A 21,747-nucleotide genomic window follows, 5' to 3' on the forward strand; every position below is an offset into this window, starting at 1 on the left:
CCGATGCAAAATCTTCAGAATTACCAAAGATGTTTATCGGGGTAAGCACAAGCATTACTCCCTGACATGGAATTTAGTGGCTGCTCTTGTTAACTTACGCTATGACTGTATTTAGGAAAGATGTCTAGTAAACCGGTCGCCAGATCTAAAGACCAACTACCAATATGGCCGATATGCTGTGATTCAGACAACATTCGTTCTTTTTCCTGCAATGAATCCTGTGTTTTTTTGATCGCAGAAATATCAGTATGCGTCCCGATCATCCGTAAGGGCGTACCCTCTTCAGTGTAATCAACCACCATGCCACGAGCCAAAATCCATTTGTAACTGCCATCCTTACAGCGCAAGCGATATTCAACAACGTAAATCTCCGTCTTTCCATCCAGATAAGCTTGCAGCACTTCTGCAACAGGTAACTGATCATCAGGATGAATACGGCCCAGCCATTCCTGATTAGTAGGCAGGATCTCGTTTTCGGTATAACCCAACATCTCTTTCCAAAGACGTGAATAAACGGCTTGATGAGTCTGGACATTCCAGTCCCAGACGCCGTCACCGGAACCTTCTATGGCAAATTTCCAGAGAAATTCGCTCTCACGAAGTGTATGCTCTATTTGTTTACGCTCAGTGATATCGTGCATGGAGCTAATAAAGTGAGTTAACTGGCCTTGTACGTCGAATATGGGAGAAATCGTCAATTCGTTCCAGAATTGCGTGCCGTCTTTGCGATAATTGAGTAGTTCACCGGAAAATGGGACTTTATTTTCAATAGCCTGACGTATATTAGTTAGCACTATTGGGTCGGTGAGTGGCCCATTCATAAAGCGACAATTCCGACCCAAAATTTCTGCTCGGCTATAGCCGCTGATTGATGTAAAGGCGGCATTAATCCACAAGATGTTCTGGTCATGAGTGGTGATGATTACGCCTTGGCTGATGTGTTTTAAGGCAATATTACTTAGGCGCAGCTTATCTTCCGTAAGCTTACGTGCGGTATTATCCGTACCAATCAGCAAATAACCAATGATGACATCCTGCGCGTCACGTAGCGCCGTGACCGATACCACCGCCGGAAAACGGCTGCCATCCTTGCGAATATAAGTCAGCTCATAAATATCCTCGATGCCGCGTGACGCCTTGAACACCAGCGCCTCAAAACCTGGCGCGATCGGCGTTTCGAATTCGTCAGTGAGGGTGTTGGCACGGGCAATAATTTCCTGTGGATCGGAAATATCAGCCGGGGTAATTTTGTTCATAACTTCTTCTGCCGTGTAGCCCAGCATGTTTTCAGCACCGACATTAAAGATTTGAATAACGCCATTTGCATCGGTGGCGATACTTGAGAAATTGGCACTATTGAAAATTGCGTTTTGCAGAGCATCGGCCTTGAGAGGAGTTTCTTTTACCTGCTTATTATTGCCAAGTTGATGAACAGGTTCGGCAGTACACTCTTGCATTGCCAGTTCCAAGGCAGATTTGGTTTGGTTATTCATGGATTACCATACTATGGTATGGCATGCACAGCGTTCCACCGATGCTGTTTCGCTGACAAGGCATAGCGGTTCTTCAATCTTTGCCGGAAACCCGGCAGGTTTATCATAGTTTTTGTTCATACGGAATTTATGAATTTATAATGGTTATAATTAATTCACATCAAGCCCCAGACATGCATTCCTGTTTTAGCGCCAATTCAAACTGCTGAATCGGTACAGGCTTGCCAAATAAATAGCCTTGATAATGGGCGCAGCCTTTTGCCAAGAGAATTTGTTGTTGTTCTTTGGTTTCAACCCCTTCGGCAATGACCTCAAGCCCCAAATTTTCCGCCATGTTAATAATGGTGCGTACGAGCCCACGATCATTACTGCTATTAGCGGTAAGATCTCGCACAAACGACTGATCGATTTTCAGCTGATATAAAGGCAAATGTTTCAAATATTGCAGGGATGAATAGCCGGTGCCAAAGTCGTCCAATGAAAAGCGGATACCAAGGGCGTTCAATGTACTCATTACAGCGATAATCTGTTCAAGATTTTCGACCAACATGCTTTCTGTCAGCTCCATCTTTAATTTAGTCGGATTAATTGCATGACGTTGTACTTCGCTTTGTACTTTGGTTAGAAAGTTTGCTTGGTGAAATTGCTTGGCGCTGACGTTAACTGAAAGGGTGAGATTAGAGGTAATCTCATCTTGCTCCCACGCTTTTAATTGAGCGCAAGCGGTTTCTAATACCCATTGTCCAATAGGTAAAATCAGCCCCATTTCTTCTGCCAGCGGAATGAAATGATAGGGTGATATTAAACCACGCTCAGGGTGTAACCACCGAATCAGCGCCTCTGCACCTGTCGGGCGTTCCAGGGCATCGACCTGGATTTGGTAATACAGCTGAAATTGTTGCTGTTCAAGTGCATTGCGTAAATCAGTTTCCATTGATGCGCGCGCATTAATAGACTCTTGCATCCGTTTATCAAAAAAGTGCAGACTATTGCGACCACTATCCTTGGCCTGATACATCGCAATATCCGCCTGCCGAAAAAGTTCATCTATACCTACGCACTGATCTTTAAACAATGTAGCGCCCATACTTGCTGTGCCGTAGTATTTGTGTGAAGCAAGTTGGTACGGTTGACTAAGGGCCGCCAGAATCTTGTCGCCAATTACTTTGGTTTCCGCTGCCGCTTCAACGGCATGCTTACTTAAGCCTTCGAGCAGTACGATAAATTCATCGCCACCTAAACGGGCCACGGTATCACTATCACGCACACAATTTGTCAGCCGTGTTGCAACTTGTTGCAATAGCAAGTCACCAACCTCATGACCGAGCGTGTCATTGAGCGTCTTAAAATAATCCAGATCAAGAAACATTAACGCACCTTTATCTCGACTATGTGTGCTAACTGCCAAGGCATGCTGAACACGATCCGTCAGTAACCGTCGATTAGCCAATTGGGTAAGCGGGTCGTAATAGGCCAGATGTCTAATCTCGGAATCGGCAGCTTTACTGATGGTGATATCAGTCAGACTGGTAACGTAATTGGTTACATTGCCATTGACGGCTTTTACTGCCGTGATAGTCAAGTATTCAGGATATATCTCACCATTCTTGCGACGATCCCAGCTTTCACCTGACCAGGCACCACTATTTTTGATAGTCTTCCACATTTCGGAATAGAAGGTAACATCGTTGCGTCCTGAGCCAATTAAGTGCTGGTTCTTGCCAATGACATCCTGGGTAGAATAGCCCGTGATGGTCGTAAAGGCATTATTCACCCGCAGAATAATACCCTCGGTATCGGTGATCATGATGCCTTCCTGAACCTGGAAAGCCGTAGCGGCAATACGAAGATCATCTTCAGCTTGCTTGCGTACGGTGATATCAGTAATAAAACCATGCCATAGCGTTGAGCCATCAGCTTCCTTTTCCGGTATTGCTTTACCGTGTAACCAGCGCTCATCACCATCGTCAAACTTTATACGATACTCATGATCCCATGGCGTCAAATTTTGTGCGGATTGTTGAATGGATTGCCACATATTGTGTTGATCATCGGGATGAATCAGGGCAAATATTTTTGCGCCATTTTCGTGAACGTCTTCCGGCTTGAGCCGATAAATATCAACAATACCTTCACTAATATAAGGAAAGCTGTTGCGACCATTAGCATGCCAACGAAATTGATAGACAACCCCCGGCAAACGGCCAGCAATTTTTTGCAAGCGTCCCAGAAGCTCTACTCGTTCATTATCTGCCAGTTGAGATTTATGCTTCTGTGCCAAACCTTCCGATAGGGTCTGCCCGAAGGCATTAACGATTTTAATCTCCAGTAAAGTCCAGGGTACACTGTGGCCACGCGACAATTCTGACCAGGATTTGAAAGAGTTTCTAGGGTTAAGATGGAAATTTCCGTCCGGAGCTTGTACGAGGCCTTGTTCGTAACTACCTGCCCATTTCACAGTACGTGGTTTTTCTTTACGCAACCAAACCAGGCAGTTGCGCATATCATTTGAAAGTGTTGTCGTAATAACCCCGGATACAATTTCTGCATAGGTACTGGCGCCGGAAAACTGTTCGGACAGATTATGGCAGCTGAATACATCTGTTATTAACTGCTTGCCTAACCAGTTTAGGAGTGCATCAATCGCCGTAGCTTCAGGTACCTGTCCAAAGACATAGCGCTTGCCTTCGACAATAATAATAAGGCCTGAAGCATCGACTGAGTTAAGGAGCTCTGGGCTTAAGCTATGCAGAACTTTCTCTTCTGACTGGGTGATTATGGATTTAAGCAGTGCCGTTTTGATATGTGATGCTTTTATACGTAGATTATGCTCAGCTCTTAATTCAATTGCTGTCAGTTCTGTTGATGCCATTCGAGAGATAAACAGTGCGGCATCCCGCATGGCGAAAGATACCCGTTTTGGCGTCATGTGATGACAAGAAATCAAGCCCCATAACCGCCCGTTTTGCAGTAGTGATATCACCATTGATGCCTCAACCCCCATATTGTGGAGGTATTCCATATGTATGGGAGAAAGGCTGCGCAATGCAGAATAAGTCATATCGAGCGGTTGTTGACTGACCGGATTCAGCGCTGGAATTATGGCAATCGGCTTGGCACTAACGTCGGTAACGATACGCACCAGGTTTTTGGTGTATAACGCCCGTGCCTGAGGCGGAATATCACTGGCAGGGAACTGCGTACCCAGATAAGAAGGGGCTGTTTCAATACGGGTTTGTGCGATAACCTCACCGTCCCAATTAGCTTCAAAACGATAAGCCATGACACTATCATAGCCGGTAAGCGCCTGCACCAACCGGGTGATTTCTTCAAAGTAATCGATAGTTTTTGTACCTGATTCGATAGCCAGTAGCGAGTTCTGCATGTGCATAAGCAGTTCGCCCAACTTCTCCCGTTTGGGCAAACCGATGTCTTGGCATAGCTCCAATACCCACAGGCTATTGTCCCTATAAATATGTACATCAAGATCTACCGACATTTGTTGCAACGAAGCGCTGATTAGACCGGTAGCGTTGTGGAGAGTTTTGGCATCTTCAATTAACTGCTCAATCTGCCGTGCTGAAGCTCCCCCAATCAGCTCAATCAGAGGCTTGCCGAGCACAGCCTCAACAGGAAAATCAATAAAACAGTTAATATTGGCACTGGTCTGAAGTACTGTACGCGGGTTATCTGCACTTAAAACCAGTATCGCACCATGCGGCTGAATATTACCGATCTGATGAATGGGCTCTGCGGCACAGACTTGCATAGCTTGTTCCAATGCCTGTTGATTTTCATTATTCATTGCTTGATATGCCGCTATATGGTCTTGATGCACAGCGTCATCAAGAGCCTGATTAACTCATTGAAAAGTTGATTGTCGGTCCCAATTGCCGTTTAGCATAAGTCCTGTTGGCAACAGACGCCGATTAAGCGGTACATGCTGAGTCCCGCATTGCGTGGTAATGTTAAATCGTATTTTTATCCTGTCAGAGATTGAATGATACTGTCATGAAAATTATCAAATAATTATGTTTTCGAGCAGGATCAGCCTGATTAGAAATAACCCCGGCAAAATATAACGTCCTATTAACTATAAACACCAGCCTGTTTATAGCTCATGCCAGTCATTGCCAATAATGTTTTTAGTTTAAAAGCCGCATCGATGGTGGTTAAGGATCAAGTAAAAGTAGACAGCTAAAAAATAAAACATTCAAGTAAATAACCAGGCATTTTTGTGGGTAATAATATATTTACACTGAATTTTTCAAGTAGACTAACACACTATTCTTATTTTCTTACAATAAATAAGAGAATAACGTTATCAGTATTACAAATATATTTTTTATTTTTTATTTTTTATTTTTTATTTTTTAAGCCGGTTATCGACTTGCTTTATAGCGACTCCCCTTATTATATTTTTATATACTTGGGTGGCGGTTTTCTTGAAAAAATTATTTGGCAATTAACGAAGGATAAGCGTGCTTATAGGGAAAACTTTATTCGCAAGTGAAAAGTGTATGAGCATAAAAGGCTTCATGCTGAAATTTTGTACAAGGCAGATAATAGCGAATTAAGGGGATAGCAGGCTAACCAACTCAGTGAGTTTCCTCGGCACTTTTATCATTAAAAACCAACAAAATTTGACCTTTAAGACAAACTTGTTCTGATCATAATTCGCGTTAATGGTTTTCTTGTTCATACCTGAATTTTTATTATTATGAAGTATTGTCGGTAATTAGATCCCTTAAGCAAAATTAAATTTGCGCTATATAATATTTATGGTACAACGTATTTGATAAGGTTATTATTTTGAATCAATAGAATTATCACTGTTGATTTAAAAGTCGAGATTTCTTGATGAAAACTCGCTGCATAAAATGGACATTCAATGAATAACAGAAATCGGCAGGAAAAGACTGCCAACGTTTCTTGGTTAATTTTGAAAAATAGCTCTGACCAGTCATACTGAAAAAAACTCTAAAAGCGCTAAAAATTAATTACCATTCAATAGGTAAATGACAATATCTTCAGCTCTAAATTAAGCTAAATATAGTTAAAATAAATTAATTACTGGTGTTTTTATTTTTATGGTTATTAATGTTGCTGATAATGTAAATTAATGTGGCATAATATAAAAGACGGTAAGTGCCTATAGAACAACCTTTTTTAGATTAACTGCCCCCATGTTTCTCGGTTTCCTATCAATATCCATAGGTTGAAACATTTTAGTAAAAAATTAGATGGCTTTTATAAGTCACTTGTTATTTTTGGCTACCAAAACTCCCTTCAATAACACTATTGTAATATTCAAATTTTCACTTCCCAATCCCATCCAAGGTCTAACATGTCCAACACGCAACAGATCGAACTTAACAAAATCCAGACGGGTATTCGCGGGTTGGATGATATTACCAACGGCGGTTTGCCCAAGGGCCGAGGTACTTTGCTCGCCGGCGGCCCAGGTTGCGGCAAGACGGTAATAGCTTTACAAATACTGGTTCATGGGGCGAAGCATGGTGAGCCTGGCATTTTTGTCACTTTTGAAGAAGATTCTTCACGTATTATTACCAATGCGACTACCTTCGGCTGGAATTTGTCTGAACTGGAAAGCCAGAAACTCTTTTTTCTTGATGCAAAACCGAGACCGGATATCGTTTGTGCCGGTCAGTTCGATCTCTCTAGCCTGCTTGCTTCGCTCAAAGTCAAAGCCGACCAGATGATGGCCAAGCGTATCGTTTTTGATTCTATTGACGTACTATTATCGCTGCTTGATGATCCGCTTGCCGAACGTCGCGAGTTGTTCCGCTTGAATGACTGGCTGATATCAAGTGGATTAACCGGTATTATTACCTGTAAGAATAATGACTCATGTCAGTCAAGACTCGATTATCAGGATTTTATGCAGTACATGGTTGATTGCATGATCTTCCTGCGCCATGATGTGGATAACCGACTTGCCCACCGCACCATGCGCATTATCAAATATCGTGGCTCCAGTTTTAATTCCAGGGAAGCCGCTTTATTGTTGGGTGATACCGGTGCCGAGGTCATCGCTTTCACGCTATCATTACCCCAGCTAAGCGCTAGTACCGAGCGTATCTCCTCCGGCATAGATCGGCTCGACAGCATGCTGGGAAGCGGTTACTATCGCGGCTCTGCCGTGGTGCTAAGCGGCGCTCCCGGTACAGCAAAGACTACCCTCTGCGGTTGTTTCCTGCTTGCCGCATGTGAGCGCGGAGAACGCTCTCTTTTTATCGGATTTGACGAGCCGGCGCAGGAAATTGTTCGTAATCTGCGTTCGGTAGGCATTGATCTGGGGCCGTATGTCGATAGCGGTTTACTGCATATTCAATCGCTTCGTAGTAGCGTGAGCGGAACAGAAGAGCATATGGGAATGGTACGTAAGCTTATCGAAACCTATCAACCACGTTGCCTTGTGATCGATCCACTATCCGCCATCGTTAATAGTCACAGCAATGACGAGGCTCTCCGACGCATGCCCGAGCAATTGCTGGCGTTGACCAAGTCAACCGGCATTACCATGATATGTACAAGTTTACTGGCTTCTAATAACGACGCACTGAACGAAGACACCAATATCCATATTTCTACGGTGGCAGATACCTGGATACATATCAGTTACGCCATGCTCGCTGGTGAACGAAACCGGTCTTTAACTATTGTTAAATCACGCGGTACAGAACATTCAAATCAGGTACGGGAGCTAATCTTAAATTCGAGTGGCGTATCTTTGGCCGATGTCTATCAGGCAGGTGGTGAGGTATTGATGGGCACAGCCCGCTGGCAAAAAGAGACGGCTGAAAAAGCGACCGAAGATCTGTTGTTGGCAAGTGTCGTTCACAAGCGTCGGGCCATTGAGCTGGCTCAAGCGGAGGTTAATGCCCGCGTCGAAGTCTTGCAGGTTGAATTGGCTGTCAAGGAAGCTGAGCTAAAGTTGTTATTGGCGACTGAAGATACCCGCGTCAAACTATCCAATCTATCGCGCGATGAATTGTGGAGCAAGCGCAGTGGCGATGACTTGAAGCCCTCGTCGGAAAATTGGCACATCGACAAGGAGTGCTAGCGCATGAATAATATTTCATCTATACCAAAACATACTTCGGAAATTAGTGCTGCGACACATGTTTTCCGTCTTTATATTGCTGGAGAAGCACCCAACTCAATTCTTGCCCTTCATAATCTCAAGGCGCTCTGTCTTGAACTGTACCGTGATGATTACCGAATTGATGTAGTGGATGTCCTGCTGTCACCTGAAAAAGCCTGGGCTGAGGGCGTTATAGTTACTCCCATGGTCTTGCGCGTTTCTCCAGAGCCGGTAGTTAAAATTATTGGTAATTTAAACAATACTGATCAGGTACTGGGTGCTCTGGGTCTTGTGATCAAAGACCATGACTAAGAACATAATGTTAATTGATACCCTGAATCGGGAAAGCTTCCAAAAGCAGTTAACCGGGATCGAAAATTCCCCGGCCGATTTGATGAGGAATGGTATCGATGCAGTGCTAACGAACGAAGGGCCGGTATTGAGTGATGATGCACATTTAGCAATAACCAAATCTGAGGCTCGTTATCGCCATCTCATCAACCGGATAGCAGCTCTTATAGTAGAGCTTACTCCGACCGGTGAGATTCTCTACACTAATCAGGCGATAACGCTTGTTACCGGATTTTCGGCCGAGCAGTTAATGTTCTGCAATTGGTTAGATCTGCTGTTGCCACTTCAGGAATCGACACACCTCAATTCATTGCCCCAACAATTTCTTGAAAATGGTGAGTTGAATGCTTTTCAAACCCTTATTCTGACGGGAGATGGAAGCCGGAAAATTATTTCCTGGAATTCGGCTCATGTTCTTGGCACCAATGATCTTATTGAGCGCATAATTTATTTTGGTATTGATGTTACCGAGCAGGTGCTCGTTGAACAGGAGTTAAGCATCGCGGCTATCGCCTTTGAATCACAGGAAGGCATGATGGTTGCTGATGTCAATGGTGTGATCTTGCGGGTAAACAACGCCTTCACCACCATCACGGGCTATACCTCTGAAGAGGTCATAGGCAAGCACACACGAACACTCCAATCCGGACACCATAATGTGGACTTTTATGCCGAGATGTGGCGGATTATTATTAGCACCGGCATGTGGTTTGGCGAAATATGGAATCGGCGCAAAAATGGCGAAAGCTATACGAGTTATCAATCCATTACTGCAGTGAAAAGCATCAACGGTATCGTCACCCATTACGTTTCTTCACTCACCGATATCACTGCGAATCATTTGGCTGCAGAGGAAATTAAGAATCTGGCATTCTATGACCCGCTCACTCACCTGCCCAACAGGCGGTTACTTGTTGATCGGCTCAAGCAGGCATTGATTTCAAGTACGCGTACCGGCCTTGAAGGGGCTGTACTGTTTATCGACCTGGACTATTTTAAGGCCCTCAACGATACTCACGGTCATGCCATAGGTGACTTGCTGCTACAACAGGTTGCAGAGCGGTTGACCGCTTGTATGCGAGAATGCGACACCGTATCCCGTCCGAGCGGTGACGAGTATGTGGTGGTTTTGGAAAATCTTAATAAAAACAGCGTAGTCGCTGCGGCTCAGGCCGAAAGCATAGGCAGAAAAATTCTGGCCGCTCTTACCCAGCCCTACCAACTTGACAAGCATATCTATCATTGCTCAGCCAGCATAGGTGCAACATTATTCAATTTTATCCATTCCAGTACAGAGGAACTGCTGCAACAAGCCGACATTGCGATGTATCAAGGCAAGAAAACCGGCCGTAACAAACTATGTTTCTTCGACCAGCAAATGCAGGACGCTATTAGCGCTCGTGTAGCCCTCGAAAATGAATTGCACTTCGCCATTGAGAGAGGGCAATTTCACTTGTATTACCAAATCCAGGTCGACAGTTCGGGGCTTCCATTGGGGGCAGAGGCACTTATCCGCTGGCTACATCCTGAACATGGCTTGGTCTCTCCTCAACAATTCATTCCGTTGGCGGAAGAAAAAGGCTTGATCCTGGCCATCGGACAATGGGTGCTGGAAACGGCTTGCGCCCAACTTAAGGCATGGCAGCAAGAATGCAACACCAGTAATCTTACACTGTCCGTGAACGTCAGTGCTCACCAGTTCCGTCAGGCTGATTTTGTAGATCAAGTGCTGGCCACTATAAAGCGCCATGCTATTAATCCTGGCTTACTCAAACTGGAACTAACAGAAAGCATTTTTCTGACAGAAATAAACGATACGATTGTAGTCATGGACACATTAAGAAAAATCGGTGTCCGGTTCTCATTAGACGACTTTGGCACTGGCTATTCATGCTTGCAATACCTTAAGCGGTTGCCACTTGATCAATTGAAAATTGACCGGTCCTTTGTAAGTGATATTACTGTCAATAGCAGTGATAAAACGATTGTGCGCACCATCATTGCCATGGCACACAGTCTGGAGCTGGATGTTATTGCCGAAGGGGTGGAGACTGAAGAACAGCAACAAATTCTCTTGGAAAAAGGCTGCACCTATTATCAAGGCTATTTATTTGGCAAGCCGGTACCCATTGAGCAGTTTAATGAATTCCTGAAGCAACGCTGATTACTTTTAAGGCAGGCTGTTTTGGGTTTTAATAAACAAAAGGCTATAAAGTTCTATAGAAATTTGCTGAATATCTTATCTTTTGAACTTTAGGTGGTTCACAAGTTGAAAAATAAGCAACTGGAAACAGGATTGATGAGCCGGTATTTATACTTTGCTAAAAATCAAATCCCAAACGCCATGCCCCAGTCTTATACCGCGCTGCTCAAATTTTGTTAACGGGCGGTATTCCGGGCATTGGCAATAGTCATTGCTTGGACTGGTATTGGTTAATACCGGACTCGCCGATAAAATGGCCAGCATCGCTTCTGCGTAATTTTCCCAATCCGTTGCCGCATGAAAGTACCCGCCGGGTTTTAATTTCTTGACCAACAAGTCAACAAAACTGGGGCGCACGATGCGTCTTTTATGATGTTTCTTTTTATGCCAGGGATCAGGAAAGAACAGATGAACGCCCGCCAAGCTATTATCGGCAATTTTATTTTCTAAAATTTCGATGGCATCGTGACTATAAATTCTGACATTATTAATGCCTTGCTCATGCAGTAAAATGAGCAAATGACCAACACCAGGCGTATGAACTTCTATGCCAATATAATTTTTATCAGGATTGGCGGCTGCCATCTTGGCCAGGCTATCGCCGTTGCCAAAGCCTATTTCAACAAACAGCGGTGCGTCACGTCCGAATACCTGGGTAAAATCATAATCCGTTTCAGGATTCAGGCAATAGGCATTCCAATGGCTATCCAACGCCAGTTGCTGGCCAGGCGTAAGACGGCCTTGCCGGCGAATAAAGCTACGGATTCTTTGCGGTAGGGTGGGTTCAGAAACGGTCATCATTATTAAAAGAATAGCCCGTCTATGGGTGATGAGGCAGAAGCAAAACGTTTTCTGGCCATACGACCGGCCAAATAAGCTTCCCGGCCTGCTTCAATGCCTTTACGCATCGCAGAAGCCATGAGTATCGGGTTTTTGGCTTCAGCAATGGCCGTGTTCATCAGTACGCCAGCACAGCCCAACTCCATTGCAATGGCAGCATCCGAGGCAGTACCAACACCTGCATCCACCAAAATGGGTACCTTGGCATTTTCAATAATGGTCAAGATATTATAAGGATTACGAATACCCAAACCTGAGCCAATGGGTGCAGCCAAAGGCATAACCGCTATGCAACCGATATCTTCCAGTCTTTTTGCGGCAATCGGATCATCATTGGTGTAAACCATGACATCAAAGCCATCTTTAACCAATAATTCGGCGGCCAGATAGGTTTCAGCAACGTTAGGAAACAATGTTTTTTGGTCAGCTAATACTTCCAGTTTAACCAGATTGTGTCCACCGAGTAATTCCCGGCCCAAACGGCAGGTTCTTACGGCATCTTCGACTGTATAACAACCTGCGGTATTGGGCAGAATGGTGTATTTGTCGGGTGAAATAACATCCAGTAAATTGGGTTCCCCGGGGGTCTGGCCAATATTGGTGCGCCGAATGGCAACAGTCACAATTTGGGCACCACTGGCTTCAATAGCCAGTCGGGTTTCTTCCATATCTTTGTATTTACCCGTACCGACCAGTAGTCGTGAATGATAAGTGACACCGGCAAGTATGAATGAATCTTCCTGACCACCACCAATGGCATGTACAATTTCCAGGCGATCTTCCGCCTGTAATAAATGGGTGTCATATTGCTGAAAGGGCAAGATTTCCTTGTTCAATTCAATAGCGATTTTTTTGCCGGTTAAGCCCATGCTGGCGATGACATCGGCAACACTGGTTTGTTCGGTATATTCACGGGTTTCGCCGTTAACAACAATTATCATCAGCTTAAGTCCTGTTGGCTATTTACCTGTCTGCGTTTTTGCACGGCCATGGCCAGATTACGCAGCAGTGGAGCAGTGTCTTCCCATGACAAACAGCCATCCGTAATACTTTGCCCATAATTTAGTGGCTGGCCTTCAATGACCTCCTGGTTGCCGGCATTAAGATGACTTTCTATCATCACGCCCATAACTCTTTCATCACCAAGCGCTATTTGTCCGCAAACATCATTGCCGACAATCAGTTGTCGTTGGCATTGTTTTAAGCTGTTGGCATGACTGAAATCAATCATGATATTGGCTTTTAAATCAGCCTTTACCAGACCTTCAGCAACTTGTTCGACACTGACTGCATCATAGTTGGGGCGGCCATTGCCACCTCTTAAAATGATATGCACATCTTCATTACCGGTTGTTGAGAAAATGGCAGAGTGTCCTGCTTTAGTCAGCGATAAAAAATGGTGTGGACTCATGGCGGCTCTTATTGCATCGATGGCAATTTTAATCGTACCATCCGTAGAGTTTTTAAAGCCGATGGGACACGATACGCCAGACGCCAATTCACGATGGCCCTGACTTTCTGTCGTTCTGGCACCAATCGCTCCCCAGGCAATCAAGTCGGAAATGTATTGTGGAGTAATTAAATCCAGGTATTCAGTGGCGGCAGGTACGCCGATTGTATTTATATCCATCAATAACTGCCTGGCTACGCGCAAACCTTTATTGATATTGAAGCTGGAATCAAGATCCGGATCATTAATCAAACCTTTCCAGCCTACGGTCGTGCGAGGTTTCTCAAAGTAAACACGCATAACAATCAGCAAATCGTCTTTTAACTCATCTTTGATGGCCTTCAAACGTCCGGCATATTCTAAAGCGGCTTTTGGATCATGAATAGAGCAAGGACCTACGACAACCAGTAGTCTGTCATCCTGTCCTGTTAATATTTTATGAATTTCTGCCCTTGCCTGAAGAGTTGTTTCTGCCGCCGTTTCACTGATAGGTATTTCATCGTGAACCTGAGCCGGTGGAATGACTTCTTTAATGCCACAAATTCTCAAGTCGTCCGTATTATATTTAGTTTGCATGATAGCTACCAAGCTGTTGCTTTCACAAAATGATTGTTAAATTCCACCATTCTAACTGGTTTCATCATCTTCTTGTGAGTTTTTGCTGGTAGGTGACCGGGATTGTTTTTTCAAGTTTTAAAAAACTGTAATTAAAAGCAGCATCAGAGTCATCGGTAATATCTTCCCTCTCTACCTCAGACCAGTCAGTTAATTTAATTTCAGGGAAAAATGTATCACCCTGAAACTCCTGGTTTATTAGGGTAAGGTAAATCGTATCGGCTATAGGCAATATCGATTGATAAAGATCAGCGCCGCCAATAATAAAAATTTCTTCAGTGTTTTCACACGCTTTTTCAAGTGCTGTTTTAAGATCATTAAAAACCACACAGCCATTCTGTTGATAGTCGAGGTTTCTACTGATAATAATATTAGTGCGACCAGGTAACGGTCTGCCTATAGATTCATACGTTTTTCTGCCCATTAAAATAGGCGAGCCCATAGTAATTTTTTTAAATTTCTTAAGATCAGCTGATAAATGCCAGGGCATTTTATTATTCAGGCCAATGACCCGATTACTCGCCATCGCGACAATAAGTGATATTTTCATTTTGTAAAAGGGATATTTTGATATGTTTTAACGACAGACTTATATTTTTGGCTATATTACCATAGCTTTGTTTTCACAGATGCTGGTTGGGATTTTAGGAAGAAAATTATGCAGGGAATTAGCTGTTTGTCCAATAGATTGTCATGCGAAGGTAAAACTATCAGTCAATGCTGTGTGATCTTTGTTCTTTTATTAAAGATATTGTAACCGGAGTCGGTTAAGGCAGAGGCCATCAGTGGATTTTTAAGCGTTTAGGAATAGCCTGATTAAGCGAGTGCTTATTTAATAAAATCCGGTAAGGCTAAATAAAATAGTCAGTAGAACTTGTTTTACTAACAAGCTGTCTGCTTATTTATAAGAAATGTACGTTAATGGACTGATTTCAGAAGGGTGAGTATCAATTTAACAATCGCCTGGTATTGTTCTGTATGGTCAGTTTTTATTATTGACCAGGCGTTGAAAAATAGATAATCGATACAAAAAATACTCCCCCGTCAGAAATCTAAAAGACGGGGGAGATAATGCTTTTACTTGCCTGAAATTGATTCAGCAGAGCTGTTATTTGATGTATGTCTTTTCTCAATTTTAGAGAATGTTTCTTTTTGTTGTTCGGCAACTGCGCCGCTTTGTAAATGCTTTGTTTCGTCTTGTTTTAACATAACAACCAAAAGAATAATGCCCGCTATGCAAGCGCCAACGATTATCCATGTGTTATCTTTTTCTTCTACTTCAGCCATTTTGAAATCCTCTATAGTTATAATATTTATTATGCCCTCTCCTCACGAGGGGGTAATTCAAAAATCAAATTTTCGAATTATCTGTCGAATTAACTTTTTACGACGGGGTAATTTTTATCATGAGATAACCTGTCGTGTCAAAAAATTTAAATAAAAAAATTACTGGAGCCGTATTAAATAATGTGTGATCAGATTTTTTTATAAGCATAGTTGGAGTCATTTATTATTTAAGTCATTGTTAATAATAGGTATAAATTTCGTTGGTACGTAATTATAGATGCTGTAGTACAGCAACCATTTTTAGTTATTTAGGTAGATTGTTTAAGGTAGTATTATCTGAAAATAGTTTGCTTAAATAAGCGATAATTACCGTACTTATAATAAAGTTATTAATGGCTTACAGCAATTTTTCATGCCACCGTCATTTTTTGGTTTTACGGCGTAGTCTTGCCCAGTAAGCGCTAGTCAGGTTTAATTACCTGAAGCAGAATTAACGGCAATCATCAGCGTTTATATTTTTTCTGGGTTAAGAGATGGGGAGTCATGGTGTTTTAGCCTAAAAAGTTGGCTATTATTAAGGCCAATTACATGACAAGACCTTAAGTAATTTCATTAAAATAAATGCCCGGTTTTTATATTGTTATAGGGTCAGACAGGGCTTATTTGTCAGCAGTTGTTGTACAATAACCGCTTGTTTTGCAACTCTACTTGTTACCCTGATGAATAAACCTAAAAAGCTCCTCCGTTCTGATATACGTTATGAATGCGGTGAGCATTCCTATGAGCAGGGAAGAAGCTATTATGATAAAGGTTTGGTTATTAAGTTGGTGACAATCAATGAAGGTGCTCTTTTTACGCAACTTGACTCATCAGTTAAAGGTAGCCATGTTTACCCGTATCAGCAAAATATTCGTATAGTCTGGCGTCCGGATTATAGTGCCGCTAAAATCAAGGGTGATTGCTCCTGCCCGGTGGGCCATAACTGTAAGCACGTTGCCGCTGCCTGCCTGTTGTATCAAAATGCCAATCAAACCTTGACGGTTACAGACAACAGCTGTCTGGTCTGGCTGGACAGTCTGGACGAGTCCACGCCTCAGCTACATAATATTTACCAAGAATTTGTTGCCTACATTCTTAAACCTGGCAAGACAAGCCATGAATTTACTATCGATTTTCTGATAACCAAAGCAAATAAATCGGGTCGTCTTGGTAAAGCGCGAAAAACGACCTTGGCCAATCTTCGTTACAGTTTTTCATATCTTAGTTATATTCAACCACTGGACGAGGAGGTTGCGAGATTAATGACGGCACTTAATACTTATAAAGGCGAGCCATTGCTTGCCGGTGCTGTCGGTTACCTGGCCTTGTCAAAATTATTGCAAACGGGTCGATTGTTCTGGAAAAGCGCCGAGAATCCGGCTTTAAAAGCCGGTGCTAACCGTGATTTACGCTTTGGTTGGCAGCAGCAGGATACGGGAAATTACCAGCTTTCGGTTGAAATTGAGCCAGTGGCAATGTTGTTGTTGACTGATCCGCCTCAATATCTGGATATTGTTCAGGGTACTATAGGTGGGTTTAATGCAACCACGCCAACGGCTGATCAATTAAATAAAATCTTGTCTGTCCCGGTTATTCCTGCTGAATATGCCGATGAATTCAGTTTTAAATTGACCATTGAACATCCGCACATACCGTTACCGGCACCGAAAAAAATTGAATTAACCAATAGCGATGAGCTGGTGCCTGTCCCGCGATTATTGTTATACGGTCAGCAAGTCGATGCCCGGCATTATGGCCATTTTATGGCGGTGAGTTTTAATTACGGAGACTGCCAGCTTCCTGCGGCCAACGCTGAAGACTATAGCGTTGTAAAAACCGGTAAGGGCTTTGTGCGAATTAAACGGTCGGCGGAAGTTGAATGTCAGGCAATAAAGCAGCTTTTAGCCAAAGGTTTTATCATTGCCCCAGCCGATAAAACCGGTCAGGGTGAACTGGTTTTATCGGCTGGGGCAATAGCACTGAGTGATAATGCATCATGCTGGCGAGATTTTATTCAAAAGACGCTTCCCGAACTTGAACAGCAAGGCTGGATTATCGAGGTTGACGATAGCTTCAAACTGAGTTTCCAAAGCGCCCAAAATTGGGATGCCGAGATTAGCGAAAGTCAAAATGACTGGTTTGAAATGCATTTTAATGTAGAAATTGATAATCAAGCCTATCCCTTATTACCCTTGATTATGCCGGTGTTGGAGAACTACGATCCGGAAAATCTACCTGACATACTTAACTTGTCGTTAGGGAATCATCAATATCTAACGGTTTCCAGCGATAAAATAAAGCCCATACTGGCGGTTTTATTTGAGTTATTTAATACGGGTACTCTGCAAAATGATGGTTCACTTAAAGTATCCCGATTTAATGCGGCCAGTCTTGCTGATATGGAGGAGAGCAGTTATGGCCTGTTTTCGTTAACCGGTGGTAAAGAACTGAGAGAGTTGGGGGGGAAATTAAAAAACTTTACCGGTATTCAAGACGTTGTATTACCCGTCAATTTTCAGGCAGAATTGCGCCATTACCAGCAAGCAGGCCTTAATTGGCTACAATTTTTACGTGAATATAAATTTTCCGGAATTCTTGCTGATGACATGGGTTTAGGTAAAACCATTCAAACACTCGCCCATCTGTTGCTGGAAAAACAAAGCGGCCGGATGACTTTGCCTTGTTTGATTATTGCTCCTACCAGTTTGATGAGTAACTGGCGACGCGAAACAGAACGCTTTACACCTGACCTGAAAATATTAACTTTACAGGGTGCAGAGCGAAAACACTTGTTCGATAAAATCAATGACTATGATCTGGTGCTGACCACTTATCCACTGTTGACCAGAGATGATGAAATACTGCTTAAGCATCACTATCATTATTTGGTTCTTGATGAAGCTCAAACCATTAAAAATCCTGTTTCTTTAGCCGCTCAATTGGTACGCCAGATTAAAACCAATCATCGTTTGTGTTTAACGGGAACGCCTATGGAAAACCATTTGGGCGAACTTTGGGCGCAATTTGATTTTTTGATGCCCGGTTTTTTGGGTAATAACGTTGCTTTCAAAAAACGCTACCGAACCCCTATTGAAGTTTATGGTGATGGCGAGCAAAGATTGCGCCTTTCTCGTCGTATTGCGCCCTTTATGTTACGTCGAACCAAACAAGAAGTAGCCAGTGAGCTACCGGCTAAGACCGAAATTATTCGTTCGGTGCCACTTTATCCCAAACAGGCTGCTTTGTATGAAAGCATCCGGCTAACCATGGAGAAAAAAGTTCGTGAGGCGATTGCCGAAAAAGGCTTGTCACGCAGCCATATCACTATTTTGGATGCCTTGTTAAAGCTGCGCCAGACTTGTTGTGATCCACGCACCTTATTGCTAAAAGAAGCGCAAAAAGTAAAAGAATCAGCCAAGCTTGATCTATTAATGGAGCTATTGCCGGAACAGCTGGAAGAAGGCCGGCGAATTCTGGTTTTTTCACAGTTTACCCGCATGATTGCCTTGATTGAACAAGAGTTGAATGTCCGAAAAATAGCTTATAGTAAACTGACCGGACAAACCCGCAAGCGCGATGAAGCGATCGAATTATTTAAAAGCGGTAAAGTGGATGTTTTTCTCATTAGCCTGAAAGCGGGCGGAGTCGGTTTAAATTTAACCGAAGCGGATACCGTTATTATTTATGATCCCTGGTGGAATCCTGCGGCAGAAAGTCAGGCTGCAGATCGGGCTCATCGGATAGGCCAAGATAAACCGGTTTTTGTTTATAAATTGATTACTGAAAACACGGTTGAAGAAAAAATTATTGCCATGCAGGAAAGAAAGCGCGCACTAGCTGAAAGTATTTATAAAGGCGGTGCGAAGGAAGATTCATTAAAACTGACTGCCGACGATCTTGCTGCATTGTTTGAACCGTTATAAGCAATGAAATTCTCTATTATTATTCCAACCCTGAATGAAGAGAAAAGCATTCAGTCCTGTTTATTGGCATTGCAACCGTTAAGGAATGACTGTGAGATTATCATTGCTGATGGCGACAGTATCGATAATACCCAGAGTCTTGCTTTGCCTTTAGCCGATAAAGTGATCACGTCTGTAAAAGGACGCGCCAAACAAATGAATAACGGTGCCAGTTATGCAACGGGAGATATATTGATATTTCTGCATGCCGATACCTGCCTGCCTGAAAATGCCTTGCAACTGATTCAGCAAAAAATCAACACTACCAGCCAATGGGGACGTTTTGATATTCAATTAAGCGGTAACTCTTACATGTTAAAAGTTATCGCACAAATGATGAGCTGGCGTTCGCGATTAACCGGCATTGCAACGGGTGATCAGGTGATTTTTGTTACGCACCTGGCATTTCAGGCTGTAGGTCAGTATCCTGAAATTAGCTTGATGGAAGACATTGCTCTTTGTAAAGCGCTAAAAAAAATCAGCAGGCCCGTTTGCCTGAAAAATAAAGTTATCAGTTCCGGTCGGCGCTGGGAGCATAACGGTATTTACAGAATCATACTATTGATGTGGAGTTTACGTTTGCGTTATTTTTTTGGAACAGACCCTAAAAAATTAGCTTTTCTTTATGCAAATAGCATATTTACCCAATATAAATTAAGTGCTTTGTGGAAACGGATTTATCCGTCGATAAACGATTAAAATCAGCACACAGACCCATCTTAAATTTCCCTCAGAGGATTCTTATGGAAACCATCATTCGACTAAGCGCCTCGCTAGGTATTTTTTTCATCATGATTGGCTGGGAATATTTCAGCCCCAGAAGAGCGCAAACTATTAGCCGTAAACAACGCTGGCCGGTTAATCTGGGGCTCGCTGTTTTTAATATGCTGGTTATGCGCTTAACAGTTGGTAGTATTGCTTATTTAAGTGCTGTCGCAGTAGCAGACAATAATTGGGGGATTTTACACTGGCTGGCAGTCCCTGAATGGCTCTCAATTATTGTCACTTTGTTGTTTCTTGATTTTGCTGTTTACGGCCAACATGTTGTTTCGCACAAATGGTCGCCGCTTTGGTATTTGCATCAAGTGCATCATACCGATTTGGAATTTGATGCCACCACAGCGCTGCGTTTTCACCCGTTGGAAATCATGATTTCGATGATTTACAAAGTACTGTGTATTTATTTGATAGGTGCAAATCCCTGGGCAGTTATCGTTTTTGAGATTATTCTCAATGGTGCGGCGACTTTTAATCACAGCAATATTAATATTCCTTTGTGGATTGATAACAAATTACGCTGGTTGATTGTTACGCCGGATATGCACCGGATTCATCATTCAATTTTGCCGATGGAAATTGACAGTAATTACGGTTTTTCCCTATCCTGCTGGGACAAGCTTTGTAAAACCTATGTGGCCGAACCCCAGCAGTCTCAAACAACCATGGCTATTGGTCTGGATACTTTACGCGAGCAACGTGAATTAGGCCTTACGGCACTATTGCTGCTGCCTTTTAAAAAGCTGCGGCGACGGTGAAGATGACTTATCAATACCCTGATGCCGTTTTAATGGTTTTTTGTAAAGCACCTATTGCCGGTGAGGTTAAGACCCGTTTATTAACTCAATTAACTCCCGAACAGGCCAGGCAGATACATATTGAGTTGACTGAAAGGACGCTGCAATGGGTGACACAGAATAGTTTATGTCCTGTTCAACTCTGGTGTATGCCGTCAACTGACCATGCTTTTTTTACTGCGTTAGCACAAGCCTATCCGGTCATACTTCAGCAACAACAAGGGCTGGATTTAGGCGAGCGCATGCATAACGCTTTCTGTCTGGGGCTTGACAGTTACTCGCGTGCATTGCTCATTGGCTGCGATTGCCCTTCATTAACAGAGCAGGATCTGGAAGAGACATTAACCGCCTTAAATCAGCCGCAGTGTTGTGTGTTGGGGCCGGCAGAAGATGGTGGTTATGTGTTAATCGGTCTTAATCAGCCACATTATGAGCTCTTTAATCATATGCCATGGGGAACTGCGTTAGTGTTTGAGCGCACCTACACCCGAATCCAACAAAATAATCTTGGTTGTCATCTGCTTAAACAACAGTGGGATGTGGATACGCCGAAAGATCTGGCAAGATATAGGGGCACTTAACTGATCAAACTCTTGTGTAATAAACACGGATTAACATCAGTTAATAATTCAGGATATTTAATACTGTCACAGTATCAATCCAAAATAGCAAAAACCTCCTTTAACCAGCTTGCTGCTCCTGATTTAAGCCTAGAAATACCAGTAATAATCATTAAAAAATTATTAAGAATTTACCCATTAAGCAGCATTTATATAAATGAATTGTTCCCTATAGGTATTTCTACTAATTGTATGAATGATTTTT

At 43.0% G+C, this 21,747-nt stretch carries 14 protein-coding genes; 7 read left to right on the forward strand and 7 right to left on the reverse strand.

Going from position 1 to position 21,747, the window contains the following annotated elements; genetic code table 11:
* Positions 1 to 89: 89 nt before the first annotated feature.
* Together N7974_RS07455 and N7974_RS07460 are read right to left on the reverse strand one after the other, a co-directional pair.
* Positions 90 to 1,493 carry a PAS domain S-box protein gene (locus N7974_RS07455; protein ID WP_262965007.1) on the reverse strand — a complete coding sequence of 468 codons (1,404 nt, stop codon included), beginning with the start codon at positions 1,491 to 1,493 and terminating at the stop codon, positions 90 to 92.
* Between the two features lie 160 nt (positions 1,494 to 1,653).
* A complete protein-coding gene (locus tag N7974_RS07460; RefSeq protein WP_262965008.1) occupies positions 1,654 to 5,298 on the reverse strand; it encodes an EAL domain-containing protein in 3,645 nt (1,214 codons plus the stop codon).
* Positions 5,299 to 6,840: 1,542 nt separating this feature from the next.
* Here N7974_RS07460 and kaiC point away from each other — a divergent pair.
* The 3 genes from kaiC to N7974_RS07475 are packed head-to-tail and all read left to right on the forward strand — an operon-like array spanning position 6,841 to position 11,116.
* Positions 6,841 to 8,580, forward strand: a complete 1,740-nt coding sequence (gene kaiC / locus N7974_RS07465; protein ID WP_262965009.1) for a circadian clock protein KaiC — start codon at positions 6,841 to 6,843, stop codon at positions 8,578 to 8,580.
* A 3-nt stretch (positions 8,581 to 8,583) separates the two neighbouring features.
* On the forward strand, positions 8,584 to 8,913 hold the full coding sequence (locus N7974_RS07470) for a circadian clock KaiB family protein (protein WP_262965010.1): 330 nt from the start codon (positions 8,584 to 8,586) through the stop codon (positions 8,911 to 8,913).
* Complete coding sequence (locus N7974_RS07475; protein WP_262965011.1) at positions 8,906 to 11,116, forward strand: putative bifunctional diguanylate cyclase/phosphodiesterase; 2,211 nt, start codon at positions 8,906 to 8,908, stop codon at positions 11,114 to 11,116. Before N7974_RS07470 ends, N7974_RS07475 begins: the two co-directional genes overlap by 8 nt.
* Before the next feature lie 147 nt (positions 11,117 to 11,263).
* On the opposite strand, the gene trmB is transcribed toward N7974_RS07475, so the two are convergent.
* The 5 genes from trmB to N7974_RS07505 form a co-directional block, all read right to left on the reverse strand.
* The gene (trmB, locus tag N7974_RS07480) at positions 11,264 to 11,953 is read right to left on the reverse strand and encodes a tRNA (guanosine(46)-N7)-methyltransferase TrmB (protein ID WP_262965083.1); all 690 of its coding nucleotides are present in this window, start codon (positions 11,951 to 11,953) and stop codon (positions 11,264 to 11,266) included.
* A 5-nt stretch (positions 11,954 to 11,958) separates the two neighbouring features.
* Positions 11,959 to 12,936, reverse strand: a complete 978-nt coding sequence (gene thiS / locus N7974_RS07485; RefSeq protein WP_317451592.1) for a sulfur carrier protein ThiS — start codon at positions 12,934 to 12,936, stop codon at positions 11,959 to 11,961.
* Entirely contained in the window at positions 12,936 to 14,021 is a 1,086-nt protein-coding gene (gene aroG / locus N7974_RS07495) for a 3-deoxy-7-phosphoheptulonate synthase AroG (protein ID WP_262965012.1), read from the reverse strand. Before aroG ends, thiS begins: the two co-directional genes overlap by 1 nt.
* A 64-nt stretch (positions 14,022 to 14,085) precedes the next feature.
* Positions 14,086 to 14,610 (reverse strand): dihydrofolate reductase, encoded by a 525-nt coding sequence (locus N7974_RS07500; RefSeq protein WP_262965013.1) that lies wholly within the window; start codon positions 14,608 to 14,610, stop codon positions 14,086 to 14,088.
* Between the two features lie 527 nt (positions 14,611 to 15,137).
* Positions 15,138 to 15,347, reverse strand: coding sequence for a hypothetical protein (locus N7974_RS07505; protein ID WP_262965014.1), 210 nt, complete (start codon positions 15,345 to 15,347; stop codon positions 15,138 to 15,140).
* A 719-nt stretch (positions 15,348 to 16,066) separates the two neighbouring features.
* On the opposite strand from N7974_RS07505, the gene N7974_RS07510 reads away from it, so the two are divergent.
* From N7974_RS07510 to N7974_RS07525, 4 genes are read left to right on the forward strand one after another with little or no spacing between them, the layout of a single operon-like run.
* The gene (locus N7974_RS07510) at positions 16,067 to 19,309 is read left to right on the forward strand and encodes a DEAD/DEAH box helicase (protein WP_262965015.1); all 3,243 of its coding nucleotides are present in this window, start codon (positions 16,067 to 16,069) and stop codon (positions 19,307 to 19,309) included.
* 3 nt (positions 19,310 to 19,312) lie between these two features.
* Entirely contained in the window at positions 19,313 to 20,047 is a 735-nt protein-coding gene (locus N7974_RS07515; RefSeq protein ID WP_262965016.1) for a TIGR04283 family arsenosugar biosynthesis glycosyltransferase, read from the forward strand.
* Positions 20,048 to 20,091: 44 nt separating this feature from the next.
* Positions 20,092 to 20,883: a sterol desaturase family protein gene (locus N7974_RS07520; protein WP_262965017.1), complete on the forward strand. Its 792-nt coding sequence runs from the start codon at positions 20,092 to 20,094 to the stop codon at positions 20,881 to 20,883.
* A gap of 2 nt (positions 20,884 to 20,885) precedes the next feature.
* Positions 20,886 to 21,503 (forward strand): TIGR04282 family arsenosugar biosynthesis glycosyltransferase, encoded by a 618-nt coding sequence (locus tag N7974_RS07525; RefSeq protein ID WP_262965018.1) that lies wholly within the window; start codon positions 20,886 to 20,888, stop codon positions 21,501 to 21,503.
* Positions 21,504 to 21,747: the final 244 nt, after the last annotated feature.

Origin of the sequence: Methylobacter psychrophilus, assembly GCF_025583945.1 — a bacterium.
GTDB classification, from domain to species: Bacteria; Pseudomonadota; Gammaproteobacteria; order Methylococcales; family Methylomonadaceae; genus Methylobacter_C; species Methylobacter_C psychrophilus.